The organism is Acinetobacter sp. P37, assembly GCF_057480965.1.
In genome coordinates, this window is sequence record NZ_JBLIYY010000006.1 from 105,383 (window position 1) to 128,778 (window position 23,396).

Consider the following 23,396-nt stretch of genomic DNA (forward strand, 5'->3'; position numbering starts at 1 on the left):
TTGAAGAATTGGTTTGATTAGTTTGCCTTTAAAATAGCTTGAGTGTTAATTAAATATCAACGATAACAATGAGATATGATTAACATATATCGCAAATATATGTATACAGCGTTGATTATTTGATTACAATATTAAGTCAGCAAGAACTGAAAAAACCAATGAATGATTGGTCTTGGCACATTATATGAAAACATCGGCTTCACCTTTTTTGATGAAATTTGCATATCTTTCAGTGTTTGCAGGAGTGTTCAGCCTCTCTTTTATTGGTTGTAGTCCAACGCATCAACCCGCAGCGGAAAAGGGTGAAAGTTCAGCATCAACTGTCGCATCGGAAGTTCAAGCGAAGCAAGATCATGGAAAAAAATTAACCCAAGTGGCAGGGCAGGCGACATTGCCGAATGACGAGGACATAAAGTCAGCTCCTGTTCCTGAGCATGCCAAAATTTTTATTGGACGTTTTCATGCCAAAGTAAAATGCGATGACAGTTTTATTCCATGCCCAGAAGGCGATGCAGAGTTCATTCTTAACTTATTGCCAGATGGCACGGTACACCGCAGTATTATTCAAATTGGAAAAGTGTTTGCTGAAAAAACCAATACGTCAGGCATTAATGTGAAATATCGTAAGGATACGTGGAGTGTCAATGAAGCACATACCGAGCTGGTGGTTCATCGAAAAGAAGGCGTGAATTTTTATTATCACGTGATTAATGAAAATAAAATCACCATGGATTTAGACAAAATACGTCAAGGTGAAGTTGATCGAAATCAGGAATTATTTTCCAAGGGTTATCCTCAGCCGCAACATGCCTATACCTTGGTGAAAGACCCAAATTAAATACTGCGAATGAAGTAAATAAAATTATAAATTGCGTTTGAGCGTCGGCGTGAAATTCGCAAATCTTGGCTAATCGAATGCAACTAGCTTATAAAAAATTGAATTATTAATACGACATAGAATTGGTGGGTTGTGTGGGGTTCGAACCCACGACCAATAGATTAAGAGTCTACTGCTCTACCAACTGAGCTAACAACCCTGAGAAAATTTTAAAAGAGCATTTTAAAATTTTAGCAAGATAAACGAAGCACGTAGTTTTGAATACTAGGGAATATTTGTTATCTAAAATTTTTCAGGTCAAATACTTCATCTAGCAAGACAAGAATGATACTTCGCAACATCGCTATAGCAAAATTTCGAGAATGGCGAATCAAAACCAGTAATGGTGATGGTTTGTCTTGGTCGGAACCTGCAGGTTTCTTTTTCTTCAACTGCCGGAAGAAAGAAGCCCTAAGAAAGAATGGTGGGTCGTCCGCGACTCGAACGCGGGACCAATAGATTAAAAGTCTACTGCTCTACCAACTGAGCTAACGACCCTTAGGGGGTATGCACAAGATTGTAATCTAAAACTGGCATTTTAGAAAGATGGTGGGTCGTCCGCGACTCGAACGCGGGACCAATAGATTAAAAGTCTACTGCTCTACCAACTGAGCTAACGACCCTTAGGGGGTATGCACAAGATTGTAATCTAAAACTGGCATTTTAGAAAGATGGTGGGTCGTCCGCGACTCGAACGCGGGACCAATAGATTAAAAGTCTACTGCTCTACCAACTGAGCTAACGACCCATCTTGTGGTATCGAAGGAAATGGTGGGTCGTCCGCGACTCGAACGCGGGACCAATAGATTAAAAGTCTACTGCTCTACCAACTGAGCTAACGACCCATTTCGCTTGATGGTGCGTATTGTAGCAAGATCTGCTTCAAGCGCAAGTAAAAAATCATAAACTTGCTTGTGTTTGATTATAAATACAACAAAGTAGCTCATTTTAGCGGATATCTGTCGCTAAAATGAGCGCTATTTGCTTAAAAACGGTATTTATATGCCTGAATATTGGCATAAATTTCAGGAGTTAAATCACAGTAAGCAGTTGCATTTGGCAGCAATACCAATAAACGTTCATCAGTTTGCTTAGGATCAAAAGCTTGTTCTTTCAGCTTGTTTTTTTGGTATTTAAATGTGCCTGTGGTTTCGACTTTTTTCTGTACACGTAAAAATACCGGTACAGCATACGCTGGTAAGCATTTTTTAAATTGTAGAACCATTTCACTACAATCTTGTTCGTTGAGTTCGGCACCATCGGTGAGCGTGATGGCAGCCATACCTGCACGGCCATTGGTATCTGGAATTTCTACGCCATAAACCACAGCTTCAGCAATTTTATCGTACTCACTCACCATGTTTTCAACTTCAGTGGTTGAAACGTTTTCACCTTTCCAGCGGAAAGTATCGCCTAGACGGTCGACAAATTGTGCATGACGGAAGCCAATGTCACGAACCAAGTCACCAGTGTTGAAGTATGAATCACCATGCTTGAATACATCTTTCATAATGACGGATTTGTTTTTTTCCGTGTCGGTATAGCCATCAAAAGGTGAGCGACGGGTAATTTTACCGATGAGTAAGCCAACTTCGCCTTTTTTAACTTTAATGCAGCGACCTTTAGCATCATGTACAGCTTCATTTTTTTCTTTATCAAACTGAATAATCGCATAAGGCGTTGGTGAAAAACCAACAGTGTTGTCAAAGTTAAATACATTACTAAAGCCGACGTTGCCTTCACTTGAAGCATAGAGTTCAAGGACTTCTTCGACCCCAAAGCGTTCTTTAAACTTATCCCAAATGTTTGGTCGCATGCCGTTACCAATCATTTTTTTCACACGATGGCCTTTTTCAAGGTCTGAATGTGGAGCATCCATCAAATAACGGCAAAGCTCGCCCACATAGCCAATGGCTGATGCATCAAATTTTTGTACATCTTTCCAAAACGATGAAGTTGAAAACTTGCGACGCAGGGCAAGGGTGGCGCTACCAGCAATCACCCCACACCAACAAACTACAGTGCCTGTAGCGTGATAGAGCGGCAAGGTCACATACATCACATCATCTTTATTCAGATTGAGAACGTGCCCATAAGTTCCATAAGCCAAAGTCCAACGGCTGTTGGTGAAAATCACCGCTTTAGGTAAGCCTGTTGTCCCAGAGGTGTAGATATAAAATAGGCCGTCTTTGCCTTTTACACTTGCAGTGGTGGGCGTGTTGAACTTTGGAAATTCATCAATCGCTTCTGCAAGATTTAAGAAGCCTTTAGGTGCTTGACCAGCATCTACACGAGTGGCTTGATCTGCGAACCAATGTAAACGATCTGCAGCTACACTGAGATCACCACGAATTTCTTCTACAGCTTGACGGCATTCTTCGCCCACAATTACCGCAATTGGGTTCACTAAGTTGATGCTGTGTGTCAGGACTTTGCCGACTTGTGATGTGTTGACCAAAGCACTGGTGACGCCAATTTTGGCTAAAGCAACGATGGTTGCCACGAGTTCAGATCGGTTTTCGATCATCACCGCAATCACATCACCTTTTTTTGCGCCCAGTGCAAGGTAATAGTGACCAATTTGATTGGCCCATTCATTGAGTTCGTTATAGGTATATTTTTGCTCTTCAAAATAAAGCGCATAACCTTTAGGATTACGCTTTACGGCTTTTTCAAATGCAATTCCCAAGCCTGCGGAAGTATTTGGGGTACGTAAATAGGCTTGCTTTAGACCACTCAACAGGTTGGGTACTTTGCTAATGAACGCGGGAATTTTTGCTGCAACATCAGCAATCCCAATAAGGTCGTGTTGTGTAGTTTGGCTCATGTGAATCCTATTTATTTTTCGTAATCCGATACGGTCTATTTCTTTGCAATGAAATTTGCAGCAAATTCTACAATTGTCTTTTAATCGTTTCGATCTAGTGCAATCAACCTAATTTGACAAAAGTATCAAAAAAAAACCAGTCACCGAAATGACTGGATTTTTTTATTCACCTGCAAAATAGCAAATTACTGCTCAGTTGCGGTGTTTGCTTTTTTCGGTGGACGACCGCGAGGACGACGAGGGCGTGCAGGTTTTTCACCTTCAGCGGCCGAGTTTTCGTCTACAGGAACCTCAACTTTCTTTTCCGCTTCAACGGCTTGAGCTTTTTCTTCTACTGGTTTAGTAGGAGCTTCAGACACTTCTTCCGTCTTTTCAGGTTGCGCACTCACATCCAGTTCAGCTTGAATGGGTGTCAGTACTTCAGCTTGAACGGGTTCAGGTGCTTCAGTTTGACCTGCAACGTCGGATACATTGGCTTCAACTGTAGCAGCTTTAGCTTCTGCAACTACAGGCGCCTCAATAGCAGTGTCTGCGACAGGCGTAGCTTCCACCTCAGCATGTGCTTTTGCTTGGTCTTGTTTCGCTTGTTCAGCGGCAAGTTTAGCAAGGCGACGACGCTCACGTGGGTCATTAGCAACACGTTTATCTGACACAGGCTTTGGTGGTGTCAAATCCAACATTGGCGCTGGTTCAGCTTCAGGTGCAGCTTTTGTAACTTGAACATCACGAGTGACAGGCTTTTTCTCTACAGCTGCTTCAGCTGCAGGTGCAGTCAAAGTCGCGGCATATTCTTCCGTGAATTTTTGCAATGCACGGTTGAATGTTGGAATTAAGCCAAATTGCTCAATTAGTACTGAGCAGTCTTCGCCGTATACATGCTTAATCAAGCTGCTTATAGTGTATTGACCTAGTGTCGGCACTTGAGATGGCGAAATTTTCGGAGCCTGTGCTTGTTGAGCACGAGCTTCACGCTGTTCACGGCGGCGCTGACGAGGGTCATTGCTTGCACGAGACGGTTTTTGCTGCGCATGCTGTGGTTTATGCGCTGCTTCTCTTGTTTCAGTCGCAGGTTTTTCCACTTTTTCTGCTTCAACGACAGCGGCTTTTTGGACTACTGGGGTTTCTACAGGTTTTTCAACTGCCGGGGCAGTATTTAGCGCTACGATTTCGCTTTGAGCTTGATCAACATTTACTACAAGTGCTGTTGGCATCACGTCTTGACGTGGTGCATCAACAACTTCAACTTTAGGTTGACGTTGATTGCGGTTTTCAGGTTGTTGCTCAGTTGCAACTTCCTGAGCAATCGCTTGCTCGTTCAATACGCTTTGATCGCGGTGGCGATTTGGGCGATTTGGACGTTGTTGGTTGTTGCGGTCACGACGTGGAACAGACTGCGGTTGCTCATTATTTTGAACATCTTGCTGTACTTGTTCGTTGTTGTGTTGACGGCGTGAGTTACGGCGGTTTTCACGTTGGTCTTGACGGTTGTCTTGGCGCGGTTCATGACGTTCAGAACGTTGCTCTTGGCGTTCGTTTTGACGTGCTTCGTTATTACGCTGTTCTTGACGGTCTTGACGTGAAGGTTGTAACACTTCTTCATGAACTTGATGCGGTTGAGCTTCTTGTTCACGTGGTTCTTTATGCTTAGTACGCTTTTTGTTGTGACGTTTTTCTTCACGGTCAGCTTTTTCTGAATGGCTGTCACGTTCTTGTTTGTGCACAACAGAAGAAGGCGCAAGGTAAGCATTATTGTCTACGACAACAACAGGCGCTGCCGATGCAGGGGTAATTTGACCAAACTGGCCACGGCTTGCAGCACCGCTATTTACCATTTGTTCAATTGCAGCAGCGGCATTGTTTGCAGTACGCGACTGGTCAACGGTTGCAGCTTGTTTTTGAACAAATAAGTTTTCTAACCATGCACATGGACTAGATGATGCTGCAGGAGCGGCAACTTGTGCAGGTGCTTGTTGAGCAGCAACGGGTTGTTGCTTATTCTTTTTGTGGCCTTTTTCTTGTTGTTGTACAGGTGCTTGTTGCTGAGCAGCAGCGGCCTGTTCTTCACCTAAATGCCATTCAGATGCTTCGTAACCCAATTCTTTTTCGCTAGAACGTGTCGCTTCAGTGCGTTCATAGCTTGTCGGTGCAAAACCTTCTGGGTTATACGAAATTTCGTAATGTGGTGTTTCTAGGTGAGGGTGTGGAAGTACAGTCACACGAACATTTGAAGTTTGCTCAAGATATACAAGGCTGTGACGCTTTTCATTCAATAAGAATGCAGCAATTTCAACAGGCACTTCAACTTGAACTTCACCATGGCGTTCGCGTAGCGCAATTTCTTCCACTTTACGCATAATTGAAAGTGATAAAGAACGTAAGTCACGTACCATACCTGTACCATGACAGCGTGGGCACACATAACCGGTGGCTTCTTCAAGCGATGGACGTAAGCGTTGACGACTCATTTCCATCAAACCAAAGCGTGACAATTGACCGAATTGGATACGCGCACGGTCACTTTGTGTTGCTTCACGAAGTTTAGCTTCAACCATACGTTGGTTACGGTCTTTGGTCATGTCGATGAAATCGATCACAACTAAACCACCGATATCACGTAAACGTAATTGGCGAGCAATTTCTTCTGCAGCTTCAAGGTTGGTATTGAGCGCCGTATCTTCTACATCGCTACCACGTGTTGATTTTGCAGAGTTAATATCAATTGAAACCAATGCTTCAGTTTGGTCAATCACAATTGAACCACCAGAAGGAAGTTTTACTTCACGTTCATAGGCAGTTTGGATTTGACTTTCAATACCAAAATGAGCGAATAACGGTTCATTTAACGTATAGGTTTTTAATTTGTCGATTTGACGTGGCATCACCGCTTTAACAAAGTTATACGCTTCATTATACGCTTGCTCAGAGTCAATCAGAATTTCAGCAACATCATCACGTAAATAGTCACGAATTGCACGTGTAACCACACCGGCTTCTTGGTGAACCAACATTGGTGATGGACCTGAACTTGATGTGCTTTGGATTTGTGCCCAAAGGTCAAGCAAGTGTTGCAGGTCAAGTTGGAGTTCTTCTTGAGAGCGGCCGATCCCTGCAGTACGTACAATCACGCTCATGCCACGAGGGACATTTAAAGACGCCAACATTTCTTTCAATTCTTCACGAACTGAACCTGAAATTTGACGGCTAATACCGCCACCTTTCGGGTTGTTTGGCATTAAGACCAAATAACGGCCAGCAAGTGAGATAAATGTAGAAAGGGCAGCACCTTTATTACCACGTTCTTCTTTTTCCACTTGAACTAAAAGCTCAGTGCCTTCAGTGATCAATTCGCGGATGTTTGAAGTTTGGCGAGGATCTGCTTTGTAATAAGAGTTAGCAATTTCGCGCATCGACAAGAAGCCTTGACGACCTGCACCGTATTCAACAAATACAGCTTCTAAAGACGGCTCTACGCGAGTCACATGACCTTTATAGATATTCGATTTTTTTTGTTCACGGGTACGATTCTCTAAGTCAAAATCGTAAAGACGCTGACCAGTGACAAGTGCAACGCGAATTTCTTCGGCATGTGTTGCATTAATCAACATACGTTTCATGGGTGTAACACCTAATAGTGATACACAGAAGAACATCGCCTGACTCGTAGCGAGCATCAGATAGCATGGATCAAGTTGCACAGATCGAAAAACATCATCTGTGCATGTGTACCGACCTTCTTTGGGTGGGCAACGGTTTTTGATTCACGTATTGATGATGGCAATACGGCTTCAATCTTTTAAACGATTAAAGTCACCTGAACGCGTTTCACTGGCGGACAAACGGTGCATTGGATGTGAGTAACTTTCACTGTCACATTGCTCGAAGAGCATCCATTCATATCTGATAGAGCGTCTTGATACGGAATTATCATCGTACCTTTACAAACTGTGCAGATCCAATGCATCAAACGTTGTGGCCTGAACACGATTTCCAGGGAGCGACTGGTCTGATGTGTATCAGTTTACGTTTAAAAACCAACCTTAGTTGGCACATATTTTTTTGGGGCAAACTGTTTTATGTACCTACGGCACAATTAAACGCAACAGTTTGCAGTTTTGCCGATATAATAAGCCTTCGGCGTCGGCATAATTCTTTTGGGACCTTTCCGAGCTAAATGAGTAATTGCTTGAAAGTTCAATGACAGTAAATACTGAAATGAATCAACTTTTACTCAGTTACGGTGGTTTCCGTGCGCTGACTATATCAAACCTTGCATCATCTGCCTATGGGCTAAGCTTATGTTTCTTGCGAAAAGTATAGCTTAAATGATCAATTTTTAATCAATTTTAGTATTTTTTTAGGTCACAGTAACTGTATGAATTCTACGCAAGAATGGCAAAGCGTCACCTGGTTTGAAGTGGACGAGCATCAGGCGGGTCAACGTATTGATAATTTCCTGTTTAGTCGTCTGAAAGGTGTGCCTAAAAGTCGCATTTATCGTCTGATTCGTGAAAGCCAAGTCCGCGTCAATAAAAAACGCGTCAAAGCGGAAACCAAACTCAATATTGGTGACCAAGTTCGAGTTGCTCCAATTCGTTATGAGCAAAAAGATGAGTCTGCGGTTCCCGTATCGGACAAAGTGGCACAAAGTTTACTGAGCCGTGTGGTGTATGAAGATGAAGGCTTAATGGTGGTAAACAAACCTTCTGGTATTGCTGTTCACGGCGGTAGTGGTGTGGCGTATGGCTTGATCGAAGGCTTACGTGCCGCAACAGGGAAGAAATACCTTGAGCTGATTCACCGAATTGACCGCGACACTTCTGGTTTGGTGATGATTTCGAAAAAACGTAGTGTGTTAAAAAGCCTGCAAGACATGTTACGTGAGCACAAAATCCAAAAAACTTATGCTGCTGTGGTGAAAGGCGTGGTGAGTTTGGATAAGCAGCTCATTGATCAGCCTTTGCATCGTTACGAACTGGCAAATGGCGAGCGTCGTGTACGTGTGTCGCCTAAAGAAGGTAAAGAGTCGAAGACGCTGTGGAACGTGAAAGAACGTTTTATGCATGCCACATTGGTGTATGCGTCTCCACTTTCGGGCCGTACCCATCAGATCCGTGTACATGGTTTAAGTATTGGTCATCCATTGGTGGGCGATGAAAAATATGGTCATGAAACTGAATACCGTGGTCCAAAGCCACGTCGTTTATGTCTGCATGCTATGCGTTTAGAAATTCCGGGTTACCAAACCATTGAAGCGCCATTGCCAGAAGATATGCAAAGCCTTGTGGCGCAGCTACGCGCGCAAAAAGCTGACAAAGTGGTGAAGTCTTCGGAAGATGACGAGTAAGTTTTAAATATTAGACTTCTCCCCCTGAGCAGGACTGCTTCGTAAGTTTTCTTTCGCCCTCTCCTTTAAGGAGAGGGTCGGGGTGAGGTAAATAAATTGATGCACTCCAGAATCTGAATTACCAAACACTGAATCAAATCTAGGAAAACATATGAACTCAGCTGTAAAACTAGTCATTTTCGATTGGGATGGCACTTTATTTGATTCTGTGGGTCAAATTGTAGCGAGTTTAAAATTTGCAGCAGATCAATATTCACAGCCGCTGACCGATGCTGATGCGAAAAGTATTATTGGTTTAGGTCTGCCGGAAGTCGCACAGCGGTTATTTCCGACGGTTCCTGAATTGCACAGCGACATTTTGCAAAGTTATGCCGATCACTATGTGGCCCATTCCAAAGGGGATATGTGGTTTGATGGTGTCGCGGATATGTTGCAGGAATTACGCGATGTCGGTCTACAATTGGCTGTTGCAACAGGAAAAAGTCGTAAAGGTCTAGACCGTGTCTTGGCTCAAACGCAAAGTCATGAGTTGTTTCGTGCGACACGTGCAGCCAGTGAAACCAAATCTAAGCCAGATCCGTTGATGTTGGCAGAAATTTTGGCGGAAACAGGACTACGTGCCGATCAAGCCATTATGGTTGGTGATACGTCGTATGACTTGGAAATGGCACTGAATATTCAGATGCCGCGTGTAGGCGTGAGCTATGGAGTGCATACTGTAGAAACACTCCAGTATTTTCAACCCTTACATATTGCACATAGCGTAGGTGATTTGACTGAATTTCTACTAGAACACGTGAAATTACGTCTAGCTGTATAGTTTTAGATACAAACGAGTAAAAAGGGTGAAATTTGTTTTCACCTTTTTTGTTACCAAATGAATAGTAATGCCAGCTCTACTTGATGAAATGAGTAAATTCAATTATTTAAAAAAGTAATAACACTAGATTTTTCTACAATAACAAGCAGTCTTCTAGCAAATTTACCTTAAAAAATTGAGCGCAACTATTTGGCCTTTTACCACAAGCTGGAATAGATTTTTTGTTTGAATTTTTGGTTTTATCTTATTGTTGTTTATTGATTTATTTTTAAATTTCCAATTTATTAAACTAAATCATATGAAATTGAACACCTATGCGTAAAAGTTGGCCTGACGCTAAAATAATCTTTTAATCTTATCTTTTAGTCGTATAAGCCAAGTTTTTTAGTAGAGATTCAGATTTAAGGGCGAAAAAAATAGTGAATTTTATTTAATTATTTTGACTTAAGTTTTTGAATATTAATAATAAATAATGATTAATTTATAGCTAATAGCTATAGTCATAAATAAAATAAGTATTGGTATTCACTTTCTAAAATCTCGATGCTAAATGCATCTAAACATAACGTGTAGTATGTCAAGTGAAATGCTTTAGGCGAATCCTGACATGACTTTCATCACTTTGATTTTGATGGTGATCGGGATGAAACACGTTGTGCATCCAATTTTTGCAGTTTAAGGAAACATTGATGTCGAATTCTGCTGTTGTTGAATCAGTTGCGCAAGCATTACGCGATGCGGAAGTAAATCAGGCTGCGATTGCACCGATCCGTCCACAACTTGGTGGTGAAAGTGCTGATGTAGATATTGCTTATGCCGTTCAAGAAGTGAATACCAAACGTGCGGTGGCAGAAGGTCGTCGCCTTGTAGGTCGTAAAATTGGCTTAACTTCAAAAGTTGTACAAGCGCAGTTAGGCGTTGATCAACCTGACTTCGGTATGTTGTTTGCTGACATGGCGTATGGCGATGGTGAAGAAATCCCTGCTGGTTTATTGATTCAGCCAAAAGTTGAAGCAGAAATTGCTTTGGTGATTAACCAAGACTTGACCAAAGAAAAACACACCTATGCAGACATTATTAGTGCAACAGAATATGCACTGCCTGCCATTGAAGTGGTCGATAGTCGTATCGAAAACTGGAAAATCTCGTTGATTGATACTGTGGCAGATAACGCATCTTCAGCAGGTTTTGTACTGGGTTCTAAGCCTGTAAAACTTGCAGATCTTGACCTTGTGAATTGCAAAATGGTCATGACTCGTGGTGAAGAAGTGGTTTCACAAGGTGTGGGTAAAGCATGTCTTTCTAACCCATTAAATGCAGCAGTGTGGTTGGCTGACGAAATGGTTCGTCGTGGTCGTCCATTGCTTGCAGGTGACATCGTATTGACCGGTGCTTTAGGCCCAATGGTTGTGGCAAATCCTGGTGATGAATTCAAAGTTGAAATTGAAGGATTTGGTTCTGTGACTGCAGCATTTGCAGCGAAATAAGCTTGGGTTTTACGGAATTTTTAAGAGTACACATTCATGAAAAAGATTAAATGTGCATTGATCGGTCCAGGGAACATTGGTACTGACTTGCTTTACAAACTTCAACGCAGCGAATTTTTAGAACCAGTATGGATGGTTGGTATTGACCCGACGTCTGAAGGTTTGGCTCGCGCTGCTAAAATGGGTTTAAAAACCACTGCTGAAGGCGTAGATGGTTTACTTCCACACGTAATTGAAGACGACATTAAAATCGCATTTGATGCAACTTCTGCCTATGTTCATGCTGAAAACAGCCGAAAATTAAATGAACTTGGCGTGTTAATGATTGACTTAACACCTGCTGCAATCGGTCCATTCTGCGTACCACCAGTAAACTTAGAAGCGTTATTGGACGCAGGTGAAGTTCCGAACGTCAACATGGTGACATGTGGTGGTCAGGCAACGATTCCTATGGTTGCTGCGATTTCACGAGTTCAGCCTGTTGAATACGGCGAAATCATTGCAACAGTTTCAACAAAATCTGTGGGTCCAGGTACACGTAAAAACATTGATGAATTTACTCGTACGACTGCTGGCGCTATTGAAAAAGTGGGCGGTGCGAAACAAGGTAAAGCGATCATCATCATTAACCCTGCTGAGCCACCACTGATGATGCGTGATACTGTTCACTGTCTTGTTGAAGGTGAACCAGATCAAGCAGCAATCACTGAATCTGTACATGCGATGATTCTTGAAGTTCAAAAATATGTACCAGGTTACAAACTTGTAAATGGTCCTGTATTTGACGGTAACCGTGTTTCAATCTTCTTAGAAGTTGAAGGTTTAGGTGATTATCTTCCTAAATATGCAGGTAACCTCGACATTATGACTGCGGCAGCTGCACGTACTGCAGAAATGTTTGCAGAACGCGTATTAAACACTGCTGAAGCTTAAGGAATACCAAAATGTCTAAGATTATTATTAATGATATGACTTTACGTGATGGTATGCATCCTATGCGCCATCAAACTACACCTGAACAAATGGTTGCCATTGCAACTGCTTTGGATGATGCAGGTGTACCTTTAATCGAAGTTACGCATGGTGACGGCTTAGGCGGTAACTCTGTGAACTACGGTTTTGCAGCAGCAACCGATGAAGAATACCTAAAAGCGGTGATTCCAAACCTGAAACAGGCGAAAGTATCTGCACTTTTACTTCCTGGTATTGGTACGGTTGACCATTTGAAAATGGCACATGATGTTGGTGTAGCAACCATTCGTGTTGCAACGCACTCAACTGAAGCTGACGTTTCTGAACAGCACATTACTGCTGCACGTAAACTTGGCATGGACACTGTGGGCTTCTTGATGATGGCGCACATGGCAACTCCTGAAAAACTTTTGGAAGAAGCCAGCAAAATGGTGTCATACGGTGCAAACTGTATTTATGTGACTGACTCTGCTGGTTATATGTTGCCTCAAGACGTGACTGACCGCGTGGGTATTTTACGTGCCAACCTAGCTTCAGAGATCGAAATCGGTTTCCACGGTCACCATAACTTAGGTATGGGTGTTGCGAACTCTGTTTCAGCGGTTCAAGCTGGTGCAACGCGTGTCGATTTAGCTTCTGCAGGTTTAGGTGCAGGTGCAGGTAATACTCCACTTGAATTGTTTGTTGCGGTTGCCAACCGTATGCAAATGGAGACAGGTGTGGACTTGTTTAAAGTTCAAGATGTTGCGGAAGATTTAATCATTCCAATGATGACACATCAGATCCGTGCTGACCGTGATGCAGCAACTTTAGGTTATGCCGGTGTTTACTCATCATTCTTGTTATTCGCGAAACGTGCTGAAGCGAAATATGGCGTTTCTGCGCGTGAAATTCTTCTTGAGCTTGGTCGTCGTGGTACTGTTGGTGGTCAAGAAGATATGATCGAAGATTTGGCATTGACCATGTCTAAAGCAAAAGAAGCCAATGCTTAATTTGCTTTAAATCAAAAAGCGCCCGAAATGGGCGCTTTTTTTATGTCTGAAGTGGCTGTGTTGGTTTGAGATGGGCTTGAGATTACGTTGAGATTGATTTGAGGCATGAAAAGTGGATTGAAATAAGAAATATCTTACGAACCAATGGCTGATTTCGAGCAGCCATAGTAGTAAAATTTAACTTTAAGTTGTTGATGATTATATAAATTAAATATCATGTCATAGCTAAATTTTATAAATTAAATGAGGATAAATCTCATTAGAAAACTTTGATTAAACTTAAAAGCAATTAATACAGGGGATGTAATTGCAAAAAATAAAAAACTTTAAATTTTATGTTAATAAAACATGGGGTTAATTTAATCAGCCGTTCTAAATGATAAAAGGGAGTTATTGTTTTAATCTCTAAGGAAAATAACCAGATATCGCATCCAAAGTTCAAGTCGTACAAAAGCCTGATAAACCTTAATACTCTAGTCGGATTTTTTTCCAAGGTATTGTTGAGCATGATGATGTCATAGCTTAATTTGATCACTGGGAATAAGCCATGCGTCGTCAAAATTTATGGATAGCAATTCTTGCTGCGACAGCAACATTAGGAACATCTGCAACTTATGCGGACTTTGTTGACGACAGCCAAGTACAATTGAAATTTAAAAACTTCTACTTAGACCGTCAAATTAAAGAAAATCCGGCAGGTAACTGGGGTTCATGGTCACAGGGTGTGACTTTGGATGCCAAGTCAGGGTATCAAGATATTGGTGCAGGTATTCAAGTGGGTGCGGACCTGCTGGTACAGCATGCCTTTAAACTCAATGGCCGTGATACCAATGCAGACTTTATTTTGCCGCACGATGGTAAAGAATCAAAAGATAACTTTGGTAAAGTGGGTGTGACCCTTAAAGCCAAAGTGTCAAAAACTGAATTGAAAGTGGGCGAGCTATTGCCGGTATCTCCAGTGCTAGTATTTGATCCATCACGTCAGTTGCTGACTACTTACAGCGGTGCATGGCTGGAGTCGAAAGACCTGAAAGATACCAAGTTGACCGTGGCTTATATTGACGGTATTAATAATCGTTATGATAACCAGTTCCGTGATTTAACTTTATTTTCACCAGGTAAAAAGCTGCCGAATGGAAAAATAGGTCATTTTGACAACGGTCCAGCATCTGACGGGATGTATATTGCGGGGATTGATCACCAATTTACGCCTGAAATTGGTGGTAGCTACTGGTATGCCGATGTACAGGATATCTACCAACAGCACTATATAGGTGCGAACTACAAAACTAAACTGGGTGAAAAAGTCAAGTTAGACAGTCATATCCGCTATTTTGATAACTCGGATTCGGGTGACAAGCTCTATGGTGAAATTGATAACCAAGCGTTGTCGGTGGGGGCGAAAGTCAATTATGGCTCACATACATTTGGTTTAGGTTATCAACAAATGTTTGGTGACAATGCCTTTCCAACTTTGGGCGGCTGGGTGCCACAGCCGTACCTTGTAAACTGGGGCGTAGCGACATTTACCAATCCAGATGAAAAATCATGGGGCTTTACTTATGGCTATGACTTTGCAGAGCTTGGTGCGAAAGGCCTAAATGCTACAGCGGTTTACTTTACAGGTTCTGATGCAGAAATTGGTACTGCAAATGGCATCCTGAAAGATCAAAAATCTGATGAGCTTAACTTAATCGTGAACTACACCGTGCCTGAAGGTAAGTTGAAGGGCTTAGGCTTCCAGGCAATGTATATCGATGCCGATTTCGATTACAAATCTGACTTGCAAGAGTACCGTGTCGCGACAACTTATACCTATAAGTTCTAATTTCTCAGGATAAAAAAAGGGAAGTGGATTCATTGCTTCCCTTTTTATTCGCTGGTTTATTTAAAAAAGAAATACCTCAAAGATTTTATGGATATATTTTTGAGTTATGTATTTAAAAACAATAACTTAAATTATAGTCTATTTGTTGTTTATGATCGTAAATATGTATCAGTTAGCAGTGGCTGAACAGGTAATATGAGACTGTAAAAACCACAAAATCCAAAAGAGTCCCCCTTGTGTTTAAATCCGTTATGGATTGAAACATAAGCTCTACGCAATACGAGGAGCATGTATGAGCACTGTTCAGATTCCTGACTATACAACTGATTCATTCTTTGGTTTAGAAGATAAATGGATTGAAACTGCTGAAGGCGAATTAACGCATTACCACGAAGTGGGTGAAGGCACACCAATTCTATTTTTACACGGTTCAGGTACAGGTGTATCTGCTGCTGCTAACTGGTGGTTGAACCTACCTCAAATTGGTGAACAAGCACGTTGTATCGCTATCGATACGATTGGCTATGGTCAAACTGTTGTTGCACCGAATACTGCTTATGGTATCCGTGCTTGGGTTGATCACGCTGTACGTACGTTAGACGCACTAGGTATTGAAAAAACTTGGTTAGTGGGTAACTCACTCGGTGGCTGGTTAGCATTCCAAATGGCTTTGGACTATCCAGAACGTGTATTGGGTATCGTTTCTATGGGTACAGGCGGTGCTAAACAAACTGCAGCACTTAAAGCACATGCAAACCCTGTATTAACCGAAGAAGGCATCAAGAAAACCTTGTCTATGTTTGTTGTAAACAAAGACTTGATCACAGACGAATTGGTAAAAGTACGTTTTGCATCTGCTGCAAATGACTATGCATCAAATCGTTTGATGGATGTTGTTGGCGCACGTGACCGTGACCGTTTCGAATTCCCATTAGATTTTGAAAAAATGAAAGACATTACTGTGCCAGTATTGTTGATTCATGGTGTACAAGACGTGGTGATTCCTGTATCTCGTACGTGGGATATTTTGAATACCGTTCCTCATGCTGATGCGCATATTTTCAGCCAATGTGGCCACTGGTCTCAAGTTGAAAAAGCAGAAGAATTCAACACCGTGATTAAAGATTATTTAAAAGCGCGTGGTGTGTAATTTCTTGTCACTGACATGAAATTCAAAAAAAGGATGGTTTTGCCATCCTTTTTTTTATATAAATCTTTTGAAAGAAATACTTTAAATGAGTATTATTATCATTAAAAGGTCGACAGTGTACGGTCTAAATCAGTAAAAAGGCATAAAATAAGCTCATCTAAATGGTTGGGGATGGGGAATTATTTATTAGACTTAAGTTGTAAATCGGCTATTCTTAGCAATTTTTATCAATGTCTAAACTAATATTTATAAGTTATTTTCCATCAAGTCGATATGCATGATAGATAAAATGCGTCGATTAAAACATTTAAACGATTAAAAAAGCGACTTTTTAGCCATAAAAAAAGCACCATTATTTATTTCAAAAATAATGGTGCTATATCTATAAATTATGACTTGGCGAAAATTAACGCTGTTCGCGATTGATATCGAGATAAAAAACTTTGGTTAGCAGTTCAAGGAATTTATCTACAGCCACAGAACTCGCCGTTTTTCGGTAACTTACGTACAGGTCTAGATACGGTAATTCGACATCTAAAGGACGAATCACAGTATTGTTCATGGTCAATGGCGCGATGTATCCCGGTAGGATCGTGCAGCCTAAACCCATGCCGATGGAGTTAATGTTAAACAGGATATTGTCGGCTTTTTGCACGATATTAAATTGAACGCCATGGTTAGAAGCAAAGTCTAAAATGGCTTCATGCAACGTGCCTGATTGTTCGCGTGCAGGAATGATAAAATCAATACCATTCAATGCTTTAACTGGAATACGTTCGTACTTCGCTAAAGGGTGATCTTTGGGTAAAATAAAGATCAATGGTTCACGTAGTACAAACTGACTTTCTATTTCGTCGCTATGAAAGTTATTGCGAGTAAAAGTGATATCTAGTTCACCTTTTTGTAGCAATTTCATCTGATCGCGATTATTTAAACTAAGTAATTCAATTTTGAGTTCTGGGTTTTGAACACGCAGATTTGGCAAGACGTATGGGAAGATTTTCATCTCTGCGACGGGCACAAAACCAATCCGTAGCATCTGTTGTTTGGCTTGTGAAACCTGACGTGCCATCGCTACGGCCTTGTCTGCTTGAGCTAGTGTCAAACGTGCTTGTTCTAGAAATACGGCACCTTCTTCTGTGAGCTCAACTTTGCGTTTAGTCCGGTGCAACAATTTTACGCCGACATCTTCTTCAAGATCTTTAATTTGTTGGCTTAAAGAAGGTTGAGCAGTATAAAGTTTTAACGCAGCTTTACTGAAATTGAGTTCTTCAGCAACAGTAATGAAGTAGCGTAAGTGTCGTAATTCCATATAATCAACCCGTGGAGTAATCCAAAAAATGTCTTACTTAGAAGTTCGTTCAGTATAATCTATAAACAACTATTGCGTGAGGATTATTTTGCCATTCACGAAATAAATGGTGTTCTCGGTAATTTAAAAAAAATACTATAAAAAAAATCTACCGTAATAATCCATAAAATCTCTTAATTAAAACAAAATAAATATTTCCCGAATATCGCTCTAAAATCCATCATCGTTGAAAAGTTGAGTCTATTACTTTGTGCCTTATGGTCACAGGAGAGCTTTTCATGAGTGGAAAAATTGATGTGCGCGAAATCGATGCTTTAGTCGATGCACAAAATGGACGTATCACGCCATCTATCTATACAGATCCAGACATCTACGAACTTGAATTAGAACGTGTGTTCGGTCGTACATGGTTATTCCTATGCCATGAGAGCCAAATTCCTAAAGCCGGCGATTTCTTCAATACCTATATGGGTGAAGATCCAATCATCGTGGCACGTCAAAAAGATGGCTCAATCAAAGCATTCTTAAACCAATGTCGTCACCGCTCTATGCGTGTGAGCTTCGCGGACTGTGGTAATACACGTGCGTTCACTTGCCCATACCACGGCTGGTCATACGGTATTGACGGTTCTCTAAAAGATATCCCGCTTGAAGATCGTGCTTACCCACATGGTGCATGTAAAGAGCAATGGGGTCTGGTAGAAGTTAACCGCGTTAAATCATACAAAGGCTTAGTATTCGGCTGCTGGGATGAAACAACTCCAGATCTAGAAGAATACATGGGCGATATCGCTTGGTACCTGGACGGCGTTGTAGACCGTCGTGAAGGTGGTACTGTGATCGTTGGTGGTGTACACAAATGGGAAATCGACTGTAACTGGAAATTTGCAGCTGAACAGTTCGCTTCTGACCAATACCACGCGTTGTTCTCTCATGCATCTGCGATTCAGGTGCTTGGTGCTAAACCAGATGATGAATCTTCTAAGAAATTAGGTGCTGCACAAACTGCCCGTCCAGTTTGGGAAACTGCCAAAGACGCGATCCAATACGGTTCACGTGGTCACGGTTCAGGCTTCTTCTTCACTGAGAAACCAGACGCAAACGTATGGGTGGATGGTGAAGTAGCAAACTACTTCCGTGAAACGTATGAAGAAGTGAAAGAACGCCTAGGTGAAACTCGTGCACTGCGTCTTGCTGGTCACAACACCATGTTCCCAACACTATCTTGGTTGAACGGTACTGCAACGCTTCGTGTATGGCACCCACGTGGTCCAAACAAGACTGAAGTATGGGCATTCTGTATCTGTGATGCGGACGCGCCAGAAGATGTACAAGCAGCATTTGAACGTTCTGCAACACGTGCCTTCGGTCCTGCTGGTTTCCTAGAGCAAGATGACTCTGAGAACTGGATTGAAATTCAAAAAGTTTTACGTGGTTATAAAGCCCGTCAAAACAAATTAATTATGGAAATGGGTAAAGGTAACGAGAAAGTACGTGAAGATGGTATCCCTGGTATCACCAACTACATTTTCTCAGAAACAGCTGCACGTGGTATGTACCGTCGTTGGGCTGACCTATTGATTCATGAAAAATGGGAAGACGTTGAAGCTGCGGCTGACGAATATGAGAAGGAGCTTATGAAATGAGTCAAATTAGTTTAGAACTCCATCACCAAATTAGTCAGTTTCTTTATCGTGAAGCAAAATTGCTTGACGATTGGAAGTTCCGCGATTGGTTAGCTGTATTAGCTGAAGATATTTCTTATACGTTACGCACAACACCAAACGCGCAAACACGTGACCGTCGTCGTTCGATTGAGCCGCCAACAACTTGGGTATTTAACGATACTAAAGATTTGTTGGAACGCCGTGTAGCTCGTTTAGAGACAGGTATGGCTTGGGCTGAAGAACCTCCTTCACGTACAACACACATGGTTTCAAATGTGATTGTTGAAGCGACTGAAGTTGAAGGCGAATACGACGTTTACGTAACGTACTTGTTGTACCGTACCCAGAAAGAGAAAGATGTAACAATCTACTGTGGTAAGCGTCACGACAAGATCCGCAAAGTCGACACTGAGCAAGGTTTCGAAATCTTCAACCGTAAGATTACCCTTGATCAGGTGACTTACAACTCACATAACCTGAGCGTGTTCTTCTAATGAATAAGATTTTTGTTTGCCAAGTTGACGAATTAGACGAAGGCGAAGCATTGAAAGTAGATTGCGGCGTTAACGGTATCGATGCGCTTGCAGTATTCAACAACAATGGCGAATTTTTCGCGATGAACGACCGTTGTTCACATGGTAATGCTTCAATGTCTGAAGGTTACCTTGAAGATGATGGCACTGTTGAATGTCCACTTCATTCGGCTCGATTCTGTTTGAAAACTGGTCAAGCATTATGCTTACCAGCAACAGATCCTATCAAAACATTCCCTGTGATTGTTGAAGATGGTGCTTTATACGTAGAGATGGCAGGAGAGTAATCATGGGTTGGCTACAAGGCGAAGTTGCACTTATTACCGGTGGTGGTTCAGGCTTAGGCTGGGCATTGGTTGAACGTTTCTTAGAAGAAGGTGCACAAGTTGCTGTTCTTCAACGTTCTCAATCGAAAGTTGATGCATTGAAAGAACATTTTGGTGACCGCGTGCTTGCGATCGCAGGAGATGTAGCCAGCTATGAGGATAATGTTCGTGCAGTTCAAGCAACTGTAGAACATTATGGCAAACTTGACTGTTTCGTCGGAAACGCAGGTATCTGGGATCATTACGCAGATATCGTCAATACATCGGGTGAACAGCTGGAAAAAGCTTTTGATGAGATTATGGGTATTAACACCAAATCACTCATCTTAGGTGCCAAAGCTGCACTTGATGCATTGATAGCTTCGGAAGGTTCTATCATATTTACTTTGTCTAACTCAGCACTGTATTCGGCAGGCGGAGGCCCTGTATACACAGCGTCTAAGCATGCTGGCGTTGGGATCATGAAAGAATTAGCCTACGAGCTTGCGCCTAAAGTACGAGTGAACGCTGTTGCTCCGTCGGGTATGAATGTAAACATCAAAGGCGCTGCGTCTTTAGGCCAAGAAAACCTCGGTCTACTCGATGCACGTGATCCTGAGAAGATTGCACGCGGCATGCCGCTCAATTTCTTACCCGAACCTGAAGATATGACTGGTTCATACGTGTTATTGGCTTCTCGTCAAAACAACCGCCCATTAACTGGTGTTTTAATTAATGCTGAATGTGGTCTGGGTATCCGTGGTTTACGTCAACCACGTGCTGGCTTCTTTGACGAGATTTAATTCGCCAAATACGTAAAGGACTTACTCGGCAGCCGTCTTGGCTGCCTTCCGTTTAGGAGTCACCCATGGCCGTTAAACTTATTTGTGCATCGCACAGTCCCCTAATGGAATTTGCTTCTCCGCAAGAGAAATACAAAGAGGAAAAAGTTCGCGAAACTTTTGCCAAACTTGCTAAAGAAGTTGAAGACTATAATCCAACATTGATCATTACTTTTGGTCCAGACCATTTCAATGGTTTCTTCTATGACCTCATGCCATCTTTCTGCGTCGGTATTCGTGCCAAAGCAGCAGGTGATTGGGATTATGGTAAAGACAATGACCACATCAATGTGCCTGAAGAAACAGCAATCAGTCTGGTTCGTCGCGTATTGGATGAAGGTGTCGATGTTGCATACTCTTATCGTATGCAGGCAGACCACGGTGTGACTCAACCATTACATTTCCTTTGTGGTGGTAAGCTTGATCGTTATCCAACGATTCCAATTTTTATCAATGGTGCAGCTGCACCGATGCCAACAACCAAGCGTACAGTCGCTTTGGGTCGTGCAGTCGGTCAGTTCATTAAATCATTGAACTTAGAGAATGAACGTGTACTTGTTTTGGGTACAGGTGGTTTGTCTCATGATCCACCAACGCCGCAAATGGGTTCAGTTCCACCAGAAGTGGAAGAGTTCCTGATTGCAGGTCGTAATCCAACTGAAGAGGCACGTAATACACGTCAAGGCAAAATCATTGCTGTCGGTCAAAAACTCGCAGCGGGTGATACTTCTGTCGCAGTGCCTTTAAACCCAGAATGGGATCGTGCATTGCTTGATACTTTCGCCAAAGCTGACTTTGCTGCCATTGAAGCGATGACTGAAGCTGAAATTCGTGTTGAAGGCGGTCGTGGCGGTCAAGAAGTTCGTTCTTGGATGGCTGCTTTTGCTGCACTACATGAAGTGGGCGAATACGACATGACAACACATTGCTACGAAGATATTAGTGAGTGGATTGCGGGCTTCGGCATCGTATCTGCAGAATTGAAATAAGGAACAAACCCATGAGCCAAAATGGTATCGAAACCATCGTTATTGTTGGAGCTGGTCAAGCTGGTGCTAGCGCCATTTTAGAACTCCGTGCGAACAAGTATGAAGGCAAAATCATTTTGGTGGGTGATGAAACACATCTTCCTTATGAACGTCCGCCTTTGTCTAAAGACGTAATTCTAAAACCTGAAGAGACCAAAATCGAAATTCTGTCAGAAGAAAAATTGGCAGAACTCGGTGTTGAACATATTCGTGGCAATGGCGCTGTGAAAATCCATAGCGATGCGAAAACAGTTGAACTGAAAAATGGTGAAATTGTGTCATTTGACAAGTTGCTTCTAGCAACCGGTGGTGCAGCACGCCGTTTACCGAATTTCGATGCTTTGGGTAAACACGTTTATACTTTACGTAACCTTGAAGATTCACAAGCATTGGTGCCTGTATTACAAGCGGGTCGCCGTATTGTATTGATCGGCGGTGGTGTGATTGGTCTTGAGCTTGCATCTTCAGCACGTTCTAAAGACTGTATCGTGACCGTGATTGAAATGGGTCCAATGGTGATGGGGCGTTCATCTCCACGCGTATTGAGCGAATTCTTATTGGCTCAACAACGTCTTGCAGGTGTAGATGTTCGTCTTTCGACTTCTATTTCTGACTGTAAGCTTGATGGCGAAGAAGTGGTGATCACGCTTGAAGGCGGTGAAGAACTTCGTGCCGATGCAGTGATCTATGGTATTGGCATTGTGCCAAATGCTCAACTTGCGGTTGATGCAGGTTTAGACGTTGATTTTGCCATTAAAGTGAATGATAACTGCCAAACTTCGCATCCAGATATTTATGCAGCGGGTGACGTTGCGACTCAGCTTCGTGACTGTGGTAACCACCGTCGTGTCGAAACTTGGGAAAATGCGAACTTGCAAGCAGGTATCTTTGCTCGTCATGTAATGGGTGTTGAACATCCAACCCCAAATCCAGCGTGGTTCTGGACAGATCAATTGAATATCAACTATCAATTTGTAGGTGATATGGCTGCAAGCGAATGGATTGCACGTGGCGAAGTTAATCCTGAATTGGCGGCTGAGTCTTCATTTGTATTGTTTGGTGTAACTGACGGTGTCATTGTTGGTGGTATTACGGTGAATGCTGCAAAAGAGATGCGTCATTTGAAAAAATTGATTAGCAAGAATGCGGCGTTTGAAGCGGATAAATATTTAGATTTAAGCCAAGATTTACGTAAACTTGTAAAGTAAGCTGAATGTCTAAGAGGAGCAGACTTACGGTAACGTAGGTCTGTTTTTTTATGTCTTTAGTTTTAGCGTCGCACTTATAAAGCTATTTTGTAGTCCATGTATATAGTTTTAGCTTATGTAAATCTATTCAACGGTTTTAATCCTCCCCAGTCCTCCTTTTTCAAAGGAGGGAGTAGTCTTTGTGAAGAATGGATTTCGTTTGGA

General features: G+C 42.2%; 17 protein-coding genes and 5 tRNA genes. 14 read left to right on the forward strand and 8 right to left on the reverse strand.

Features of this window, described 5'->3' with window-relative positions:
* Nucleotides 1–184: 184 nt before the first annotated feature.
* On the forward strand, nt 185–838 hold the full coding sequence (locus AC25JC_RS07320; RefSeq protein ID WP_180115912.1) for a hypothetical protein: 654 nt from the start codon (nt 185–187) through the stop codon (nt 836–838).
* A gap of 123 nt (nt 839–961) precedes the next feature.
* On the opposite strand, the gene AC25JC_RS07325 is transcribed toward AC25JC_RS07320, so the two are convergent.
* The 7 genes from AC25JC_RS07325 to AC25JC_RS07355 all read right to left on the reverse strand — a co-directional run bounded on the left by AC25JC_RS07325 (nt 962) and on the right by AC25JC_RS07355 (nt 7,318).
* A tRNA-Lys gene (locus AC25JC_RS07325) sits at nt 962–1,037 on the reverse strand.
* Nucleotides 1,038–1,299: 262 nt separating this feature from the next.
* A tRNA-Lys gene (locus AC25JC_RS07330) sits at nt 1,300–1,375 on the reverse strand.
* A 49-nt stretch (nt 1,376–1,424) separates the two neighbouring features.
* Nucleotides 1,425–1,500: transfer RNA gene (locus AC25JC_RS07335), tRNA-Lys, on the reverse strand.
* Between the two features lie 49 nt (nt 1,501–1,549).
* A tRNA-Lys gene (locus AC25JC_RS07340) sits at nt 1,550–1,625 on the reverse strand.
* Between the two features lie 21 nt (nt 1,626–1,646).
* Nucleotides 1,647–1,722, reverse strand: a tRNA-Lys gene (locus AC25JC_RS07345).
* Nucleotides 1,723–1,862: 140 nt separating this feature from the next.
* Nucleotides 1,863–3,704 carry a long-chain-acyl-CoA synthetase gene (locus AC25JC_RS07350; protein ID WP_078192782.1) on the reverse strand — a complete coding sequence of 614 codons (1,842 nt, stop codon included), beginning with the start codon at nt 3,702–3,704 and terminating at the stop codon, nt 1,863–1,865.
* Between the two features lie 185 nt (nt 3,705–3,889).
* Nucleotides 3,890–7,318, reverse strand: a complete 3,429-nt coding sequence (locus AC25JC_RS07355) for an Rne/Rng family ribonuclease (protein ID WP_486923809.1) — start codon at nt 7,316–7,318, stop codon at nt 3,890–3,892.
* Nucleotides 7,319–8,076: 758 nt separating this feature from the next.
* Here AC25JC_RS07355 and AC25JC_RS07360 point away from each other — a divergent pair.
* The 7 genes from AC25JC_RS07360 to AC25JC_RS07390 all read left to right on the forward strand — a co-directional run bounded on the left by AC25JC_RS07360 (nt 8,077) and on the right by AC25JC_RS07390 (nt 16,297).
* Entirely contained in the window at nt 8,077–9,048 is a 972-nt protein-coding gene (locus AC25JC_RS07360) for an RluA family pseudouridine synthase (RefSeq protein WP_078189751.1), read from the forward strand.
* A 151-nt stretch (nt 9,049–9,199) separates the two neighbouring features.
* Nucleotides 9,200–9,868, forward strand: a complete 669-nt coding sequence (locus tag AC25JC_RS07365; RefSeq protein WP_486923775.1) for an HAD-IA family hydrolase — start codon at nt 9,200–9,202, stop codon at nt 9,866–9,868.
* A gap of 689 nt (nt 9,869–10,557) precedes the next feature.
* A complete protein-coding gene (gene mhpD, locus AC25JC_RS07370; RefSeq protein WP_078189749.1) occupies nt 10,558–11,355 on the forward strand; it encodes a 2-keto-4-pentenoate hydratase in 798 nt (265 codons plus the stop codon).
* Between the two features lie 36 nt (nt 11,356–11,391).
* Nucleotides 11,392–12,288, forward strand: coding sequence for an acetaldehyde dehydrogenase (acetylating) (locus AC25JC_RS07375; RefSeq protein WP_180024489.1), 897 nt, complete (start codon nt 11,392–11,394; stop codon nt 12,286–12,288).
* Between the two features lie 11 nt (nt 12,289–12,299).
* Nucleotides 12,300–13,319, forward strand: coding sequence for a 4-hydroxy-2-oxovalerate aldolase (dmpG, locus tag AC25JC_RS07380; protein WP_111884105.1), 1,020 nt, complete (start codon nt 12,300–12,302; stop codon nt 13,317–13,319).
* A gap of 547 nt (nt 13,320–13,866) precedes the next feature.
* Nucleotides 13,867–15,147, forward strand: a complete 1,281-nt coding sequence (locus AC25JC_RS07385) for an OprD family outer membrane porin (protein ID WP_180115909.1) — start codon at nt 13,867–13,869, stop codon at nt 15,145–15,147.
* 292 nt (nt 15,148–15,439) lie between these two features.
* Nucleotides 15,440–16,297, forward strand: coding sequence for an alpha/beta fold hydrolase (locus AC25JC_RS07390; protein ID WP_078192776.1), 858 nt, complete (start codon nt 15,440–15,442; stop codon nt 16,295–16,297).
* Between the two features lie 406 nt (nt 16,298–16,703).
* Here AC25JC_RS07390 and hcaR read toward each other — a convergent pair whose 3' ends face one another.
* Nucleotides 16,704–17,609 (reverse strand): DNA-binding transcriptional regulator HcaR, encoded by a 906-nt coding sequence (gene hcaR, locus AC25JC_RS07395; protein ID WP_078192775.1) that lies wholly within the window; start codon nt 17,607–17,609, stop codon nt 16,704–16,706.
* A gap of 278 nt (nt 17,610–17,887) precedes the next feature.
* Between hcaR and hcaE the strand changes: the two genes are divergently transcribed.
* The 6 genes from hcaE (at nt 17,888) to hcaD (ending at nt 23,192) form a co-directional block, all read left to right on the forward strand.
* On the forward strand, nt 17,888–19,255 hold the full coding sequence (hcaE, locus tag AC25JC_RS07400; RefSeq protein ID WP_078192774.1) for a 3-phenylpropionate/cinnamic acid dioxygenase subunit alpha: 1,368 nt from the start codon (nt 17,888–17,890) through the stop codon (nt 19,253–19,255).
* Nucleotides 19,252–19,770 (forward strand): 3-phenylpropionate/cinnamic acid dioxygenase subunit beta, encoded by a 519-nt coding sequence (gene hcaF / locus AC25JC_RS07405; RefSeq protein ID WP_067763936.1) that lies wholly within the window; start codon nt 19,252–19,254, stop codon nt 19,768–19,770. The genes hcaE and hcaF overlap by 4 nt, the downstream gene beginning before the upstream one ends.
* Nucleotides 19,770–20,096 carry a 3-phenylpropionate/cinnamic acid dioxygenase ferredoxin subunit gene (hcaC, locus tag AC25JC_RS07410; RefSeq protein ID WP_067763933.1) on the forward strand — a complete coding sequence of 109 codons (327 nt, stop codon included), beginning with the start codon at nt 19,770–19,772 and terminating at the stop codon, nt 20,094–20,096. The genes hcaF and hcaC overlap by 1 nt, the downstream gene beginning before the upstream one ends.
* A 2-nt stretch (nt 20,097–20,098) precedes the next feature.
* Complete coding sequence (gene hcaB, locus AC25JC_RS07415) at nt 20,099–20,917, forward strand: 3-phenylpropionate-dihydrodiol/cinnamic acid-dihydrodiol dehydrogenase (RefSeq protein WP_078192772.1); 819 nt, start codon at nt 20,099–20,101, stop codon at nt 20,915–20,917.
* Nucleotides 20,918–20,982: 65 nt separating this feature from the next.
* The gene (locus AC25JC_RS07420; RefSeq protein ID WP_180007135.1) at nt 20,983–21,945 is read left to right on the forward strand and encodes a 3-carboxyethylcatechol 2,3-dioxygenase; all 963 of its coding nucleotides are present in this window, start codon (nt 20,983–20,985) and stop codon (nt 21,943–21,945) included.
* Nucleotides 21,946–21,956: 11 nt separating this feature from the next.
* Nucleotides 21,957–23,192, forward strand: coding sequence for a 3-phenylpropionate/cinnamic acid dioxygenase ferredoxin--NAD(+) reductase subunit (gene hcaD, locus AC25JC_RS07425; RefSeq protein ID WP_249680721.1), 1,236 nt, complete (start codon nt 21,957–21,959; stop codon nt 23,190–23,192).
* The last annotated feature ends 204 nt before the right edge of the window (nt 23,193–23,396 follow it).

Bases quoted from the DNA above. Each gene is read 5' to 3' on its own strand.
- AC25JC_RS07320 (WP_180115912.1), top strand. From the start codon at position 185: ATGAAAACATCGGCTTCACCTTTTTTGATGAAATTTGCATATCTTTCA.
- AC25JC_RS07350 (WP_078192782.1), bottom strand. From the start codon at position 3,704: ATGAGCCAAACTACACAACACGACCTTATTGGGATTGCTGATGTTGCA.
- AC25JC_RS07355 (WP_486923809.1), bottom strand. From the start codon at position 7,318: ATGAAACGTATGTTGATTAATGCAACACATGCCGAAGAAATTCGCGTT.
- AC25JC_RS07360 (WP_078189751.1), top strand. From the start codon at position 8,077: ATGAATTCTACGCAAGAATGGCAAAGCGTCACCTGGTTTGAAGTGGAC.
- AC25JC_RS07365 (WP_486923775.1), top strand. From the start codon at position 9,200: ATGAACTCAGCTGTAAAACTAGTCATTTTCGATTGGGATGGCACTTTA.
- mhpD (WP_078189749.1), top strand. From the start codon at position 10,558: ATGTCGAATTCTGCTGTTGTTGAATCAGTTGCGCAAGCATTACGCGAT.
- AC25JC_RS07375 (WP_180024489.1), top strand. From the start codon at position 11,392: ATGAAAAAGATTAAATGTGCATTGATCGGTCCAGGGAACATTGGTACT.
- dmpG (WP_111884105.1), top strand. From the start codon at position 12,300: ATGTCTAAGATTATTATTAATGATATGACTTTACGTGATGGTATGCAT.
- AC25JC_RS07385 (WP_180115909.1), top strand. From the start codon at position 13,867: ATGCGTCGTCAAAATTTATGGATAGCAATTCTTGCTGCGACAGCAACA.
- AC25JC_RS07390 (WP_078192776.1), top strand. From the start codon at position 15,440: ATGAGCACTGTTCAGATTCCTGACTATACAACTGATTCATTCTTTGGT.
- hcaR (WP_078192775.1), bottom strand. From the start codon at position 17,609: ATGGAATTACGACACTTACGCTACTTCATTACTGTTGCTGAAGAACTC.
- hcaE (WP_078192774.1), top strand. From the start codon at position 17,888: ATGAGTGGAAAAATTGATGTGCGCGAAATCGATGCTTTAGTCGATGCA.
- hcaF (WP_067763936.1), top strand. From the start codon at position 19,252: ATGAGTCAAATTAGTTTAGAACTCCATCACCAAATTAGTCAGTTTCTT.
- hcaC (WP_067763933.1), top strand. From the start codon at position 19,770: ATGAATAAGATTTTTGTTTGCCAAGTTGACGAATTAGACGAAGGCGAA.
- hcaB (WP_078192772.1), top strand. From the start codon at position 20,099: ATGGGTTGGCTACAAGGCGAAGTTGCACTTATTACCGGTGGTGGTTCA.
- AC25JC_RS07420 (WP_180007135.1), top strand. From the start codon at position 20,983: ATGGCCGTTAAACTTATTTGTGCATCGCACAGTCCCCTAATGGAATTT.
- hcaD (WP_249680721.1), top strand. From the start codon at position 21,957: ATGAGCCAAAATGGTATCGAAACCATCGTTATTGTTGGAGCTGGTCAA.